Source organism: Streptomyces sp. CC208A, from assembly GCF_030010625.1.
GTDB lineage: Bacteria > Actinomycetota > Actinomycetes > Streptomycetales > Streptomycetaceae > Streptomyces.
On the sequence record NZ_JASCXN010000001.1, the window covers coordinates 64,350 to 79,910 of the forward strand.

At 72.2% G+C, this 15,561-nt stretch carries 11 protein-coding genes; 4 read left to right on the plus strand and 7 right to left on the minus strand.

What is annotated here, in order from left to right; all coding sequences use genetic code 11:
- Positions 1 to 107 precede the first annotated feature (107 nt).
- Positions 108 to 1,037: a hypothetical protein gene (locus QK442_RS00295; protein ID WP_282691681.1), complete on the plus strand. Its 930-nt coding sequence runs from the start codon at positions 108 to 110 to the stop codon at positions 1,035 to 1,037.
- Between the two features lie 24 nt (positions 1,038 to 1,061).
- Here the strand turns inward: QK442_RS00295 and QK442_RS00300 are convergent, their stop codons facing one another.
- Positions 1,062 to 1,499: a Rieske (2Fe-2S) protein gene (locus tag QK442_RS00300; protein WP_282691682.1), complete on the minus strand. Its 438-nt coding sequence runs from the start codon at positions 1,497 to 1,499 to the stop codon at positions 1,062 to 1,064.
- 717 nt (positions 1,500 to 2,216) lie between these two features.
- Positions 2,217 to 5,243 carry an excinuclease ABC subunit UvrA gene (uvrA, locus tag QK442_RS00305; RefSeq protein ID WP_282691683.1) on the minus strand — a complete coding sequence of 1,009 codons (3,027 nt, stop codon included), beginning with the start codon at positions 5,241 to 5,243 and terminating at the stop codon, positions 2,217 to 2,219.
- 197 nt (positions 5,244 to 5,440) lie between these two features.
- Between uvrA and QK442_RS00310 the strand changes: the two genes are divergently transcribed.
- From QK442_RS00310 to QK442_RS00320, 3 genes are all read left to right on the plus strand, one after another.
- Positions 5,441 to 6,130, plus strand: coding sequence for a maleylpyruvate isomerase family mycothiol-dependent enzyme (locus QK442_RS00310; protein ID WP_282691684.1), 690 nt, complete (start codon positions 5,441 to 5,443; stop codon positions 6,128 to 6,130).
- A gap of 49 nt (positions 6,131 to 6,179) precedes the next feature.
- Positions 6,180 to 6,836 (plus strand): MBL fold metallo-hydrolase, encoded by a 657-nt coding sequence (locus QK442_RS00315; RefSeq protein ID WP_282691685.1) that lies wholly within the window; start codon positions 6,180 to 6,182, stop codon positions 6,834 to 6,836.
- 140 nt (positions 6,837 to 6,976) lie between these two features.
- The gene (locus QK442_RS00320; protein WP_282692033.1) at positions 6,977 to 8,263 is read left to right on the plus strand and encodes an MFS transporter; all 1,287 of its coding nucleotides are present in this window, start codon (positions 6,977 to 6,979) and stop codon (positions 8,261 to 8,263) included.
- Positions 8,264 to 8,290: 27 nt separating this feature from the next.
- Here the strand turns inward: QK442_RS00320 and QK442_RS00325 are convergent, their stop codons facing one another.
- The 5 genes from QK442_RS00325 to QK442_RS00345 form a co-directional block, all read right to left on the minus strand.
- On the minus strand, positions 8,291 to 9,283 hold the full coding sequence (locus QK442_RS00325) for a TerC family protein (RefSeq protein ID WP_282691686.1): 993 nt from the start codon (positions 9,281 to 9,283) through the stop codon (positions 8,291 to 8,293).
- A 229-nt stretch (positions 9,284 to 9,512) separates the two neighbouring features.
- The gene (locus QK442_RS00330; protein ID WP_282691687.1) at positions 9,513 to 11,393 is read right to left on the minus strand and encodes a TerD family protein; all 1,881 of its coding nucleotides are present in this window, start codon (positions 11,391 to 11,393) and stop codon (positions 9,513 to 9,515) included.
- A gap of 115 nt (positions 11,394 to 11,508) precedes the next feature.
- A complete protein-coding gene (locus QK442_RS00335) occupies positions 11,509 to 12,087 on the minus strand; it encodes a TerD family protein (RefSeq protein WP_282691688.1) in 579 nt (192 codons plus the stop codon).
- 127 nt (positions 12,088 to 12,214) lie between these two features.
- Positions 12,215 to 14,353 carry an excinuclease ABC subunit UvrB gene (gene uvrB, locus QK442_RS00340; protein ID WP_282691689.1) on the minus strand — a complete coding sequence of 713 codons (2,139 nt, stop codon included), beginning with the start codon at positions 14,351 to 14,353 and terminating at the stop codon, positions 12,215 to 12,217.
- A 70-nt stretch (positions 14,354 to 14,423) separates the two neighbouring features.
- Positions 14,424 to 15,302: an MHYT domain-containing protein gene (locus QK442_RS00345; protein WP_282691690.1), complete on the minus strand. Its 879-nt coding sequence runs from the start codon at positions 15,300 to 15,302 to the stop codon at positions 14,424 to 14,426.
- Positions 15,303 to 15,561: the final 259 nt, after the last annotated feature.

Below are 15,561 nucleotides of genomic sequence, written 5' to 3' on the forward strand. Positions count from 1 at the left end.
TCCGGACCGCGTCGGTCCGTGCCCCGGGCGTGAACGTTCACCCCGCAGACCGCGCACACCGCGTACGCCGGGGACATCCCGTACGCCGAGGACACCGAGGAGGCCGTGTGAGCCACACCGAGGCCGATCTGGTGCAGCTGCTGCACACCGGCCCCTTCCACCTGGCCCTGCGCACCGCGCTCGCCGTGCGCGGTCTGCCGCTCCAGCGGGTGCAGCACCATCTCGCCCATCGGGGGGTCAAGGTCGGGGTGACCTCGCTGAGTTACTGGCAGCAGGGCGCCCGGCGGCCGCAGCGGCCGGAGTCCCTGAAGGCCGTCCGGGCCCTTGAGGAGGTGCTCCAGCTGCCGGGGAACTCACTGCTGCGGCTGCTGGCGGAGGACGCGGCGGCCCGGGAGGGAACGGAACGGCCGATGGTCCGCTCGTACCGCTCGCTGGTGGAGGCGTCGGGGGCGGTGGAGGAGCTCTTCGCGGAGCTGGAGTCACCGACGGACGGCGGGCTGCACACGGTGGGCCACCACGAACGGGTGCGGATAGGGCCGGCCAGGGAGCTGGTGGGGCGCACCTCGGAGCACGTGGTGCGGGCGCACCGGGACGGCGTCGACCGCTACCTCGCGATCCACCACGGCGACCCGGGGTGCGACCCGGCGCGGGTGCGGGTGCGGGCGGTGGAGAACTGCCGCACGGGGCGGGTGCGCTGGCACGCCGGTACGGGGGTGCTGGTCGCCGAGCTGCTCTTCGACGCGCGGCTGCGGGCCGGGGACACCCATCTGTTCTCGTACGGCTTCGAGGACGGGACGGCCGGGCCGAGCGGCGAGTACCTCCGCGGCTTCAACTTCGCGGGCGGGCAGTACGTGCTCCAGGTGGCCTTCGACGAGGCGGCGCTGCCGGTACGGTGCCGGCGCTTCACCCAGGCCTCGGCGGGCGCGCCGCGCGGTGGCCGTACGGAGCTGACCCTCAACGGCCGGCACCGCACGGTGCACCTCGTGGAGCAGGGGGTGCGCCCCGGGATCCTGGGGATCGACTGGGACTGGGAGTGAGCGGACCCCTCGGGGCGGCCCGGCTCAGGCGCTGGGCGCGGCCTTCGGACCGGCGACCAGCGTGCCGTTCTCGACCCGGACCTCGACCTCGGGGAGCGGGACGGTGGCGGGTCCCTTGAGGGCCTTGCCGGTGGTGCAGTCGAAGCGGCTGCCGTGGCAGGGGCAGTTGCCCTCGTTGTCCTCGATCTTGTCGAGGACACAGCCGGCGTGGGTGCACTGGGCGCTGAACGCCTTGTACTGCCCCTTGGCCGGGCAGCTCACGAGCACCCGCTGCTCACGGTAGAGCTTGGCCCCGCCGACCGGCACCTCGTCCGGCGACCCGAGCGGGACCGGCGCGGTCGGGGTCGGCACCTGGGCGTGCCCCAGCTTGGAATCGGTGGAGCAGGCGGCGACTCCCAGCCCGGCGGCACCGGCGAGAGCGGCGCCCTTCAGAACGGTGCGGCGGGTGGACTGGCCGGACATGGTCGCTCCACGTGGTGACGGAGGAAGGGTGGTCGCCCCCGACGATACCCGCGCCGTTCTGCCCGGTTCCGCCCGCCCCTGGCGCCGGACGGAACGGCTGCGGGGCGGACCGGGATGCCGGGCGGGCAGGAGGCCCGTGCGGAGGCGGGCGCCCCCCCGCCACCCCGTACCGGCTCGCCGCACGCCGCGCACCACGGACCCGTGCACCGCCCCCGTACCCGACGCCCCACCGCCTCCACGGACGTCGGACGGGATACCCGGCCGGGGCGGGATGTTTGTGCGGAGGCGAGCGCCCGGACCATGCGCCCCCGCCGCCCCGGTACGAATCCGGGAGCCGGCCCCGTGCACGACACCCTCTGGCCCCGCCCGCCGGGCGGCCAGGGCCGGGCGCTCAGAGGCCGAGCCCGTATGCGATGTCCCACGCCACCGGCCCCGCCGTACGGGACACGGCCTCAGCCCGCCGAGCACCGGGGCCGGGGACGGGGCCGAGGCCGGGGAGCCGAACCCCTACGCGCCCCCCACACCACCGGCCCCGCCGCGCGGGGCACGGCCCCACCTCGTCGGATACCGGGGCCGAGGCCGGAGCATCCGGCAGGGTGCCGCGTCGACCGGCCGGAGGCAGTCGGCCCCCTGCGGGGGCGACTGACGCCCACGCGGCCGACGGCACGCCGGGCCGTCCGGGCCCCTCGGGACCCGCCGGACGGCCCGGCGCCGGCGTCATGCCTTGCGGGTGCGGGCCGTCGTCTTCTTGGCCGGCGCCGCCTTGGCGGACTTGGCGGTCTTGGCGGCGGCCGTCTTCTTCGCGACCGCCGCCGTCTTCTTGACCGCGGCCGTCTTCTTCACCACGGCCGCCTTCTTCGCCGTCCCGCGTGCCGCAGACACCCCCGCGTCGCTGATCCGGTCGGGGCCGAGGATCTCGCGGAGGAACTTGCCGGTGTGGCTGGCCGGCTCCGAGGCGACCTCCTCGGGGGTGCCCTCGGCGACGACCATGCCGCCGCCACTGCCGCCCTCCGGGCCCATGTCGATGATCCAGTCCGCGGTCTTGATGACGTCCAGGTTGTGCTCGATGACGATCACCGAGTTGCCCTTGTCGACGAGGCCGGACAGCACCTTGATCAGCTTCGAGATGTCCTCGAAGTGCAGACCGGTGGTCGGCTCGTCCAGGACGTAGACCGTGCGACCGGTCGACCGCTTCTGGAGCTCGGACGCGAGCTTGACGCGCTGCGCCTCGCCGCCGGAGAGCGTCGGCGCCGACTGGCCGAGCCGGACGTACCCGAGCCCGACCTCGTTGAGCGTCCGCAGGTGGCGGGCGATCGTGGGGACGGCCTCGAAGAAGTCGAGGGCCTCCTCGATCGGCATGTCCAGGACCTCGGCGATGGACTTGCCCTTGTAGTGGACCTCCAGGGTCTCCCGGTTGTACCGGGCCCCGTGGCAGACCTCGCACGGCACGTAGACGTCCGGGAGGAAGTTCATCTCGATCTTGATCGTGCCGTCGCCGGAGCAGTTCTCGCAGCGGCCGCCCTTGACGTTGAAGGAGAAGCGGCCGGGCAGGTAGCCCCGTACCTTCGCCTCCATCGTCTCCGCGAAGAGCTTGCGGACGTGGTCGAAGACGCCGGTGTACGTCGCCGGGTTGGAGCGCGGGGTGCGGCCGATCGGCGACTGGTCGACGTGCACGACCTTGTCGACGAGGTCGTCGCCCGCCACGCGCGTGTGGCGGCCGGGAACGGTCTTGGCGCCGTTCAGCTCGCGTGCCAGGTGGGTGTAGAGGATGTCGTTGACCAGCGTCGACTTTCCGGATCCGGAGACACCGGTGACGGCGGTGAGGACGCCCAGCGGGAAGGAGACGTCGATGTCCCGCAGGTTGTTCTCCCGGGCGCCGTGCACGGTGAGCAGCCGGCCGGGGTCGACGGGGCGGCGGACCTCCGGGGTGGTGATCGCCTTCCGGCCGGACAGGTACTGCCCGGTCATCGACTCCTCGTTGGCCAGGAGCTCCGTCAAGGTGCCGGAGTGGACGACCTTGCCGCCGTGCTCTCCGGCGCCGGGGCCGATGTCGACGACCCAGTCGGCGACCTTGATGGTGTCCTCGTCGTGCTCGACGACGATGAGCGTGTTGCCCATGTCGCGGAGGCGGACGAGGGTCTCGATCAGGCGGTGGTTGTCGCGCTGGTGGAGGCCGATGGACGGCTCGTCGAGCACATAGAGCACGCCGACGAGACCGGAGCCGATCTGGGTGGCGAGCCGGATGCGCTGGGCCTCGCCGCCGGAGAGGGTGCCGGCCGCGCGGTTGAGCGAGAGGTAGTCGAGGCCGACGTCGACGAGGAAGCGCAGTCGCTCGTTGACCTCCTTGAGGACACGTTCGGCGATCCGCTTGTCGCGGGCGCTGAGCGTCAGGCGGGAGAGGAACTCGGCGCAGTCGCTGATGGACATGGCGGAGACCTCGGCGATGGACTTGTCCATCACGGTGACCGCGAGCACGATCGGCTTGAGCCGGGTGCCGTGGCAGGTGGGGCAGGGCACCTCGCGCATGTAGCCCTCGAAGCGCTCCCGGCTGGAGTCGCTCTCGGCCTCGCTGTGCCGCCGCTTCACGAAGGAGACGGCACCCTCGAAGGCGGGGCTGGTCCAGGCGCGCTCGCGCCCGTACCGGTTGCGGTAGCGCACCTCGATCTGGGTCTTGTGGCCGTGCATGAGGGCCTTCTTGGCCCGCTGCGGGAGGCCCGCGTAGGGGATGTCGGTGCGGAAGCCGAGGGCCTGGGAGAGGCCGTCGATCATCCGGCCGAAGTACTCCTTGGTGTGGCCGTGGGACCAGGGGTGGATGGCGCCCTCGTCGAGGGACTTCTCCTCGTCGGGGACGACCAGCTCGGGGTCGACCTCCATGCGGGTGCCGATGCCGGTGCAGTCGGGGCAGGCGCCGAAGGGCGAGTTGAAGGAGAAGGAGCGGGGCTCCAGCTCCTCGAAGGAGAGGTCGTCGTAGGGGCAGTAGAGGTGCTCCGAGTACATCCGCTCGCGCTCGGGGTCGTCCTCGGGGAGGTCGACGAAGTCGAGCACGACCATGCCGCCGGAGAGGCCGAGGGCGGTCTCGACGGAGTCGGTGAGGCGGCGCTTGGCGCTGTCCTTCACGGTGAGGCGGTCGACGACCACCTCGATGGTGTGCTTCTCCTGCTTCTTCAGCGTCGGCGGCTCGCTGAGCTGGATCGTCTTCCCGTCGACCCGGGCACGGCTGTAGCCCTTGGTCTGAAGGTCGGCGAAGAGGTCGACGAACTCGCCCTTGCGCTCGCGCACCAGCGGGGAGAGCACCTGGAAGCGGCTGCCCTCGGGGAGCTCCAGGACCTTGTCGACGATGGCCTGCGGCGACTGGCGGGAGATCGGCCGACGGCACTCGGGACAGTGCGGCTTGCCGATGCGGGCGAAGAGGAGGCGGAGGTAGTCGTAGACCTCGGTGATGGTGCCGACCGTGGAGCGCGGGTTGCGCGAGGTCGACTTCTGGTCGATGGAGACGGCGGGCGAGAGCCCCTCGATGAAGTCCACGTCCGGCTTGTCCATCTGGCCGAGGAACTGCCGGGCGTACGAGGAGAGCGACTCGACGTACCGGCGCTGCCCCTCGGCGAAGATCGTGTCGAACGCGAGGGAGGACTTGCCCGACCCCGAGAGTCCGGTGAAGACGATGAGGGCGTCACGGGGGAGGTCGAGCGAGACGTTCTTGAGGTTGTGCTCGCGCGCGCCACGGACGATGAGACGGTCGGCCACGCCGGTCCGCACCTTTCTTGAGAGAGCGGATGGAGAGCGGATGTGCCTGAACACCCGACAGGCGCTCAACAACCAAGGATGCCCGATGCTTCCTCGTCCGTCGGTCGCCACCACCGAGCCTATAGCACGTACATTCGATTTTCGGGGCTCGCCCGTCTGCTTCACCCGAACGAGTGGTCGGCGCTAGGGTCGGCGCCATGATCGATCACGAGCGTGACCTCGCCTCCCTGCGCGAGGCGACCGAGCGGCTGCTGACCGACGCCGCCTCCTGGGACAACGCCTCCGTCGCCGAGCCGTCACGGCTTCCCGGCTGGACCCGCGGCCACGTCCTCGCCCACCTGGCCCGGAACGCCGACGCCCTGGTGAACGTCCTCGAAGGCCGCCCGATGTACGCGAGCGCCGAGACGCGCGACGCGGACATCGAGCGCGACGCCCCCCGCCCCCTCGACGTCCAGCTCGCCGACGTGCGCGCGACGGCCGACCGCTTCCAGGAGGCGACCGCCGCGCCCGCCGACTGGAGCCGCACCGTCGAGCTGCGCAACGGCGTCACCGACAGCGCCTCCCGGATCCCCTTCCGCCGCTGGGTCGAGGTGGCCCTGCACCACGTGGACCTCGGCTGCGGCTACGAGCTCGAGGACCTCCCCGAGGAGTTCGTCCAGCGCGAGATCGACTTCCTCACCGAGCGGTTCGCCGGTCACCGGGACGTCCCCGCGACCGCCGTCCGCGCCGACGACGGCGGGGTGTGGACGACCGGCGGCGGCGCCGAGGGCGGGCCCGTGACCGTCTCCGGACCGGCCCCCGAGCTGCTCGGCTGGCTGGCCGGCCGCCGCGACGGTTCGGCCCTGAAGGCCGAGGGCGGCCCGCTCCCCCAGCTCCCGCCGCTGTAGGCCGGGCTTCCCCGGGACCGCTGTCGGTGTGCGGGGCTAGGCTGAGGCCATGACGTACAGCGGAGCGGTGAGGGTGGGCGGTCCGGCCGACGTCCACGAGCTGAAGGACCTGATGATCTCCAAGGTCGCCGTCGGCCCGATGGACAACAACGCGTATCTGCTGCGCTGCCGGGCCACCGGCGAGCAGCTGCTGATCGACGCGGCCAACGACGCGGAGACCCTGCTCACGCTGATCGGTGACGACGGCATCGCCGCCGTCGTCACCACCCACCGGCACGGCGACCACTGGCAGGCCCTGGCCGAGGTGGTCGCCGCCACCGGCGCCACCACGTACGCGGGCGCGTACGACGCGGAGGGCATCCCGGTCGCCACCGACGTCCTCGTGGAGGACGGCGACACGATCCGCGTGGGCGAGGTCGAGCTCACCGCCCGACACCTCGTCGGCCACACCCCGGGCTCGATCGCCCTGGTCTACGACGACCCGCACGGCCACCCCCACCTCTTCACCGGCGACTGCCTCTTCCCCGGCGGCATCGGCAACACCTGGAAGGACCCGGAGGCCTTCGCGAGCCTCCTGAGGGACGTGGAGACCAAGCTCTTCGCCGCACTGCCGGACGAGACCTGGGTCTACCCCGGCCACGGCAAGGACACCACGCTCGGTGACGAGCGCCCCCACCTTCCGGAGTGGCGCGAGCGCGGCTGGTGAGCCGCCCGGTGCCGAAGCGCCCCCGGTGACTCCGGGGACGCTCCCGTACGCCCCCGTAACCCGGAGGGCGGACGGGTAGTTGGCGGCACATGCACCCCAGTCACACTCCGTCGCCGACGGCGGCCGGTCCCGGGCCCTCCATGCCCCGGCTCGCCGCCGCCTCGCTCGTCGGCACCGCCATCGAGTTCTTCGACTTCTTCGTCTACGGGACGGCCGCCGCCCTCGTCCTCGGGCCGCTCTTCTTCCCGACCTTCTCCCCGCTCGCCGGAACCCTCGCCGCCTTCGGCACCTTCGCGATCGGCTTCCTCTCCCGCCCCATGGGCTCGGTCCTCTTCGGGCACATCGGGGACCGGCACGGGCGCCGGCCGGTGCTCTTCGCCTCCCTGCTGCTGACCGGCTGCGCCACCGTCGCCGTCGGCTGCGTCCCCACGTACGACGCGATCGGCGTCGCCGCTCCCCTGCTGCTGCTCCTGCTGCGCTTCCTCCAGGGGCTCGGCCTCGGCGGCGAGTGGGGCGGGGCCGTCCTGCTGACCGCCGAGCACGCCCCGCCGCACCGCCGGGCGCTGTGGGCGAGCTTCCCGCAGATCGGCCCGGCGGTCGGCTTCCTCCTCGCGAACGGGGTGATGCTGGCGCTCACCGCAGGCCTGAGCGACGCCGCCTTCCGGTCCTGGGGCTGGCGGGTGCCGTTCTGGGCAGCGGGTCTGCTCGCCGCCGTCGGACTGCTGCTGCGCTCCTCGCTCGCGGAGACCCCGCAGTTCGAGGAGCTGTCCGCCACCGGGCGGCGGGCGAGCGCCCCGCTCGCCGAGGTCGCGCGCGACCACTGGCGGCTCGTGCTCCTGACCGCCGGGGCGCTCGCGGTGGGGTACGCGATCTTCTACACGGTCTCCACCTGGGCACTGGCCTACGGCACCGAACGGCTCGGGCTGAGCAGCACGGTGATGCTGGTCTGCGTGATGGCGGCGGTGGCGGTGAAGGGCGCCGCGACGCCCTTCGTGGCCCTCTTGGGCGACCGCTGGGGACGGCGGCCGCTCTGCCTGGCCGGCTGCGCGGGGGCCGCGCTGTGGATGTTCCCGATGGTGGCGCTGCTGCACACCGGGCAGCCGCTGCTGATGTTCCTGGGCTTCCTGGGGGCGATGCTCGCCTTCATCACCATGTTCGCGGTGGTCGCCGCGTACCTGCCGGAGCTGTACGAGCCCCGGGTCCGCTGCACCGGCGCGGCGGTCGGCTACAACCTGGCGGGGGTGCTCGGCGGGGCGCTGACGCCCATCGTGGCCACGGCGCTCTCGGACGGCGGCTCGGGCCCGCCCTGGGGCGTCGCCGCCTATCTGACCGTGGTGGCCCTGGTGAGCCTGGGCTGCTTCGCCCTCCTCCCGGAGACCCTTCCGGACCACCGCCCCGAGAAGGCGGTCGAGGGCGCGCCCGCCTGACCGGCGCGCCCGCCGCCACTCGGGGGTTCAGCCCTCGACGCCGGCCTTCTCGGCGGCCTTCTCCGGCTGTTCCCCGGCGGCCTGCTTCCTGGAGGCGATCAGGCTGGTGACGGTGGTGACGACCAGGACACCGCAGATGACCGAGAGGGAGAACAGGATGGAGATCTCGGGGACGTGGACCCCGGACTCGTGGAGGGCGTGCAGCACCAGCTTGACGCCGATGAAGCCGAGGATCACCGACAGGCCGTAGCTGAGGTGGACCAGCTTCTTGAGCAGGCCGCCGATGAGGAAGTACAGCTGGCGCAGGCCCATGAGGGCGAAGGCGTTGGCGGTGAAGACGATGTACGGGTCCTGGGTGAGGCCGAAGATCGCCGGGATGGAGTCGAGGGCGAAGAGGATGTCGGTGGTGCCGATGGCGAGCATGACGACCATCAGCGGCGTCATGACGCGCTTCCCGCCGGCCCGGATGAAGAGCTTGGTGCCGTGGTAGCGGTCGGCGACGCCGAACTTCTTCTCGACGGACCTGAGGAGGCGGTTCTCCTCGAACTCGTCCTCCTCCTCGCCGGAGCGCGCCTCCTGGATGAGCTTCCAGGCCGTGTAGATCAGGAACGCGCCGAAGAGGTAGAAGACCCAGGAGAAGCTGGCGATGATCGCGGCGCCGGCGGCGATGAAGACCGCGCGGAGCACCAGGGCGATGAGGACGCCGATGAGCAGCACGCGCTGCTGCAGGTGGGAGGGGACCGCGAACTTCGCCATGATCAGGACGAAGACGAAGAGGTTGTCGACACTGAGCGACTTCTCGGTGAGGTAGCCGGCGAAGAACTCGCCCGCCGCCCGGCCCTCACCGAAGACCATCAGGCCGACGCCGAAGAGCACGGCGAGGACGATCCAGACGACGGTCCAGATCCCGGCCTCCTTGACCGACACGTCGTGGGGCTTGCGCCCGATGAGGAAGTCGGCCCCGATCAGGGCGCACAGACCGAGAACGGTCAGCACCCACAGGGTCATCGATACGTCCACTGCGCCTCCGGCGTCGTACGGCTGCTGATCAGCCTCGTCACTGCCGGAGGTCTCTTCCACCCGGGCCGCGCACACGGCCGACGGGCCGACGCCCCGGGACCGGATGTCCTTGATCCGTCCGTATTGACGGGTACGCCGCGCACGGGAGTACTCCCCTCCGTGCCGGAAACCCTACCCGAAGAACCAAGGGCAGGTAAAGAAAAAGGCAAAGAAAGATCAAAAGACCAGGTCAGCCGAGGTTTCGCCGACGGGCCTCCGCGACCTGTCCGAGGACCTGCCACAGCACCGCGCTGCCCGGCGGCACCGTCGGCGGCTCGTAGGTCCATGCGTGGCCGACCCAGGGGTCGGCGAGGTGGTCGTCGGGGACGGGCGTGAGCCGGAGCAGCGAGCGCCACAGCGGGTCCAGCACCGGCCCGTACGCGGCGGCGTCCGCCCGGTCCGCGACCATCAGGAGGTGAACGCCGACGGAGGGGCCCTCGTCGGCGAGGTAGCGGAGCCGGTTGACGGCCCGGTCGTCGAAGCCGTGCGGGAAGTCGTGGACGACGAGCAGCTGCCGGGCCGGGTCGAAACCGGGCGGCAGGTCCTCGGAGGCGTCACCGCGCAGCGCCATCTGGAGCAGGTCCACCCGCTCGGTGAGCTGGGTGAGGGCGGCGGTGACACCGGCCGCGCCCCGGGCCGGCGGGGTGGCCAGGACACCGGTCTCGACGAGCGGCGCGAAGGCGGCGGCCCCGCTGTCGGCCGGGTCGAGGACGTGGACGGCGAGGGTCCCGGCGGGGTGGGTGGCGAGCAGCCGGGCGGTGTGCGCGACGGCGCTGTCCAGGGCGAGTCGGCGCAGCTCGGCCTCGTCGAGCAGTCCGGCCGCCGAGGCCCGGCCGCGCCCCGAGTCCACCCACAGGCCCCGCTCCAGCGGGAGCCGGACGAGGAAGGGGATCCTGAGGCCGGGCCGCTCGGGGAGGTGGAGGTCGCCGAGGCGGACCGCCATCGGGGGCTCCTCCGGGGCCCGGTGGGCGTGCCAGACGGGGTTGTCCCAGCGGGCGTAGGCGGGGGGCAGGGCGGGTTCGACGACCTCGGACTCGGCGGTGAGCTGCGCGAGGTCCCGGTCGAAGACCTCCTGGGCGCGGGACATCAGCTCCTCGTGGTGGGCGTGGGCGGCGGCCCGGGCTGCGTCGCCGGAGGTGCCGGAGCGGGTGGCCGGGTCGGCGAGCACCTGGTCGATCGCGCGGTCGAGGCGGTGGTCGGCGAAGTCGCGGGCGCTGCGGTAGGCGGCGGCGCTCCGGGCCAGGTCCTCGAACATGCCCCACACCTGGTTGTAGAGCCGCTCGTCCATGGTCCAGCCGGTGGCGTCCCCGGCGACGGGCGCCGGACGCGCCTCGGGGTCCGTCGCCGACGGCGGAGGCGGTGCGGCTCCGGTGCCGGCGGCCGGAGTGGGCGCGGACGCGGCGGGCGGCGGGCCCGTGCGGCGGCCGGGGTGGGCGTAGCTGATGGTGGTGGCGGACGAGGAAGAGGGCGCGGGGTCGGCCGGGGCGGTCTCGGGGACCAGGGGCGGCGGCGCCGGGAGGCCGGCGGGGGCGGCCGCGTCGAGGACGGCGGCGGCGAGCTCGGCGGCGGCCGGTGCGCCCTGGTCGGCGAGGAGGTCGGCGAGCCCGCCCTCGTACCCCTGCCCGACGGCACGGACCTTCCAGGTGCCCTGGCGGCGGTAGAGCTCCAGGGCGACGAGGGCGGACTCCCGGTCGAGGCCGGTGATGGTGTACGTGACGACGGCGGCGCCCGCCGGGTCGGCGACGGAGACGAAGGGGGCGGCGGCGGTGCCGAAGCGGACCGGTCCGGCCGGGCCCGGCGGCAGGGCGAGGAGAAGGGAGAGCCGGTGGACGGTGTCCGGGAGGGCCGCGAGGTCCACGGCGATGCGGTGCTCGGCGGCGGCCTCGCCCGGCACCTCGACCCCGGGCCGCGCGGGGGCGCCGGGGTGGGCGATCCACTCGGCGTCGGCGACGCGGCCCTGCTCGTCGCCGAGGGTGGCTCCGGCGACGACCGGGTGCCCGGCGGAGACCCTGAGTTCGAGTCGGGTGTCGGGCAGGGGGTGGTTCTGCCCCCGGACCAGCTCGGCCGTCATCTGGACTCTGTTCCCCTCGGCGTTTCGGCTCGGTCAGGCGGTGATGCGGTCATGCGGGACAGCTCCCGGCGGGCCGGTGCCCGTCGGGAGCTGCGGTGCTGCGGCGCGGGTCCGCCTACAGGTGCGGCAGGATCGCCGGCATCAGGTCCTGGAAGGTGCGGCCGTTGGCCGGGGTGCCCAGGGCGGTCATCTGCCAGCCGGAGCCGGCCCGGTGCACCTTCGCCATGATCTGCGCGGTGTACTGGCCGCCGCCGTCGAGGGTGTAGCGCGCCAGCTCCTGGCCGTTCGTCTCGTCGACGAGTCGGCAGAAGGCGTTCTGCACCTCCTGGAAGGTCTGCCCGGTGAAGGAGTTCACCGTGAAGACGATCTGGTCGATGTGGACGGGCACCCGCTGGAGGTCGACGAGGATGGCCTCGTCGTCGCCGCCCTGGCCCACGCCGCCCACGAGGTTGTCGCCGGTGTGGCGGACGGAGCCGTCGTCGCTGACCAGGTGGCGGAAGAAGACCACGTCCACCGGCTGCTTCTCGGCGAAGAGCACCGCGGAGGCGTCCAGGTCGATCTCACGGGTGCGCGAGCCGAAGAGCCCGCGGCGCGGCGCCGCCTGCCAGCCGAGCCCCATCCTCACCTGGGTGAGGCTGCCCCCGCCCTGCTTCTCCAGGCTGATGGCCTGCCCCTTGGTCATGTTGACCGTCACGCGCTGCCCCTCTCGTCGTTGTGCCAGCACCCTACGCAGAGCCACCGACAACGTGCCGGGTGCGGCCCGGTTTTGTGTCGGTCTTGCAACACACCGCGCCCCCTCCGGCACCCCGGGCCCCCTCCGTTCACGCCAGTCCCGCCTCCTTCATCTGGCGCAGCTCCTTCTTGAGTTCGGCGACCTCGTCGCGGAGCCGGGCCGCCACCTCGAACTGCAGCTCGGCCGCCGCGGCGCGCATCCGCTCCGTCATCTCCTCGATGACCCCGGCCAGTTCGGCGGCCGGCCGGTCGCCGAGCTCCAGCGGCGCGCCGCCCTTGGCGCCCGCCTTGCCGGCCTTCGGGGCGTGCGCGGCGAGCGAGGGCACCGGGGACTTGGCGCCCTTGCCGTCCTTCGCCTGCCGGTAGCCGGTGCCGAGCAGCTGCTCGGTGTCGACCTCCTCGCGCGCGATGGTGGCGACGATGTCGTTGATCTTCTTGCGGAGCGGCTGGGGGTCGATCCCATGCTCCTTGTTGTAGGCGACCTGCTTCTCCCGGCGCCGGTTGGTCTCGTCGATGGCCTGGGCCATCGCCGGGGTGATGGTGTCGGCGTACATGTGGACCTGGCCGGAGACGTTCCGCGCGGCGCGGCCGATGGTCTGGATGAGGGAGGTGCCGGAGCGCAGGAAGCCCTGCTTGTCGGCGTCGAGGATGGCGACGAGGGAGACCTCGGGCAGGTCGAGGCCCTCGCGGAGCAGGTTGATGCCGACCAGGACGTCGTACTCGCCGGCGCGCAGCTCGCGCAGCAGCTCGATGCGGCGCAGGGTGTCCACGTCGCTGTGGAGGTAGCGCACCTGGATGCCGAGCTCCAGGAAGTAGTCGGTGAGGTCCTCGGCCATCTTCTTGGTGAGGGTGGTGACGAGGACGCGCTCGTCACGCTCGGTGCGGACCCGGATCTCGTGCACGAGGTCGTCGATCTGGCCCTCGGTGGGCTTGACGACGACCTCGGGGTCCACCAGGCCGGTGGGGCGGATGATCTGCTCGACGAAGCCGTCGGAGCGGGACAGCTCGTAGGTGCCGGGGGTGGCGGAGAGGTAGACGGTCTGACCGATCCGCTCCTGGAACTCCTCCCACTTCAGGGGACGGTTGTCGAGGGCGGAGGGGAGCCGGAAGCCGTGGTCGACGAGGGTCCGCTTGCGGGAGGCGTCGCCCTCGTACATGGCACCGATCTGCGGCACGGTGACGTGCGACTCGTCGATGACGAGGAGGAAGTCCTCGGGGAAGTAGTCGAGGAGGGTGTTCGGCGGGGAGCCGGGCTCGCGGCCGTCGAAGTGCATCGAGTAGTTCTCGATGCCGGAGCAGGAGCCGATCTGGCGCATCATCTCGATGTCGTAGGTGGTACGCATCCGGAGCCGCTGGGCCTCCAGCGCCTTCCCCTGCTTCTCCAGCTCCTTCAGGCGCTGGTCGAGCTCGCGCTCGATGTCGTTGACGGCCCGCTCCATGCGCTCGGGGCCGGCGACGTAGTGGCTGGCGGGGAAGACGTACAGCTGCTCGTCGTCGCTGATGACCTCGCCGGTGAGCGGGTGGAGGGTGGAGAGCGCCTCGATCTCGTCGCCGAACATCTCGATGCGGACGGCGAGCTCCTCGTACACGGGGAAGATCTCGATGGTGTCGCCGCGGACCCGGAAGGTGCCGCGGGTGAAGGCGAGGTCGTTGCGCGTGTACTGGATGTCGACGAAGCGGCGGAGCAGCTGGTCCCGGTCGATCTCGTCGCCGACCTTGAGGGGGACCATGCGGTCCACGTACTCCTGCGGGGTGCCGAGGCCGTAGATGCAGGAGACGGAGGCGACCACGACCACGTCCCTGCGGGTGAGCAGGGAGTTGGTGGCGGAGTGGCGCAGTCGCTCCACCTCCTCGTTGATCGAGGAGTCCTTCTCGATGTAGGTGTCCGACTGCGGGACGTACGCCTCGGGCTGGTAGTAGTCGTAGTACGAGACGAAGTACTCGACCGCGTTGTGGGGCAGGAGCTCGCGGAACTCGTTCGCCAGCTGGGCGGCCAGGGTCTTGTTCGGCGCCATCACCAGGGTGGGGCGCTGGAGCTTCTCGATCATCCAGGCCGTGGTGGCCGATTTGCCGGTGCCGGTGGCGCCGAGCAGGACGACGTCCTTCTCGCCCGCGCGGATGCGCCGGTCCAGCTCGGCGATGGCCGCCGGCTGGTCGCCGCTCGGCTGGTAGGGGGAGACGACCTCGAAGGGCGCCACCGAACGTTCGATCTTTGAAACGGGCCGCATGGGACCACCGTACGACCCGCCACTGACAGTCGGGCGGTGAACGCCGCACGGCGGGGTGCGGCGGGCGGTGTCACCAGTCCTGGGAGCGGTGTCCGCCGTACGGGGTGGAGCGCCGGGAGCCGCGTCCGGCGGGGCGGGCGGTCCAGTTCACGGGCTCGCCGTAGCCGGGGAGATGGCGCGGAGCGGGGATGCCGGGGCGGTAGGGGTGCGGCTGCCGGTCGGGCTCGCCCATGACGAGCAGCGGGTCGAACATGACGACGACGGCGGCGAGGAGGAGGAAGACGGCGGGGCCGACCAGCAGGGGCAGCAGCGAACCCGCGGTTCCGGTGCCGGCTGCCGGGAGGCCGTGCAGGTGGACGCTGACGGCCGCCATGGCGGTGTAGTGCATGCCGCTGACGGCGACGCCCATGACCAGGCTGGCGCCGAGGCTGGCGAGGAAGCCGTGGACGGAGACGGCCGCCCAGAGGGCGGTGGTCGCGGCGACGACGGCGATGATCACGGAGAGGGCCACGGTGAGGGTGTCGTACTCGATCCGGCCCGGCAGGCGCATTCCGGCCATGCCGAGGTAGTGCATGGTGGCGACGCCGAGGCCGGTGATGGTGCCGCCGGTGACGAGGGTGAGCGCGGTGGCGCCCCGGTAGCCGACGATGAAGATCCCGATGCCGACCATGACGACGGCGACGGCGAGGCTGGCGAAGGTGATCGGCCGGTCGTAGTCGATGGGCGCCTGCTCGACCGTGAAGCCCATCATGGCGATGAAGTGCATGGTCCAGATGCCGGTGCCGATGGAGGTGGAGCCGAGGGCGAGCCAGCCGGCCTTGAAGGAGTCCCGGTGGCGTAGCGAGCGGGTCGTGCATCTCAGCCCCAGGGCGCCGCCGAGACAGGCCATGAGGAAGGCCGCCACCGGTGTGACGATCCCGTAGCTGAATCCGTCGACCGTGCCCTGCATGAGCGTGTGCCCTCCCACCCCTGGCGCATGGACGTCCGAAAACAGTCGGTACCGCTGGGTAGTGCTACCGGGGCGAGATTATGGCCCGTGAGGGGTGCGGCGGGCACCTGACCGGGGTTTTTCCCGGTCGCGAGACCGGAGCGAGACCGGTCCGTGACCTCCGGGCGGGGTCGCGCCGCCGGATCGTCGCCGTACGACGGGTCCGGCCGGTGGGTGTCACCCCGTCCGCGGCCGGGCCGGGGCTGTCGGTGCCGGGTCG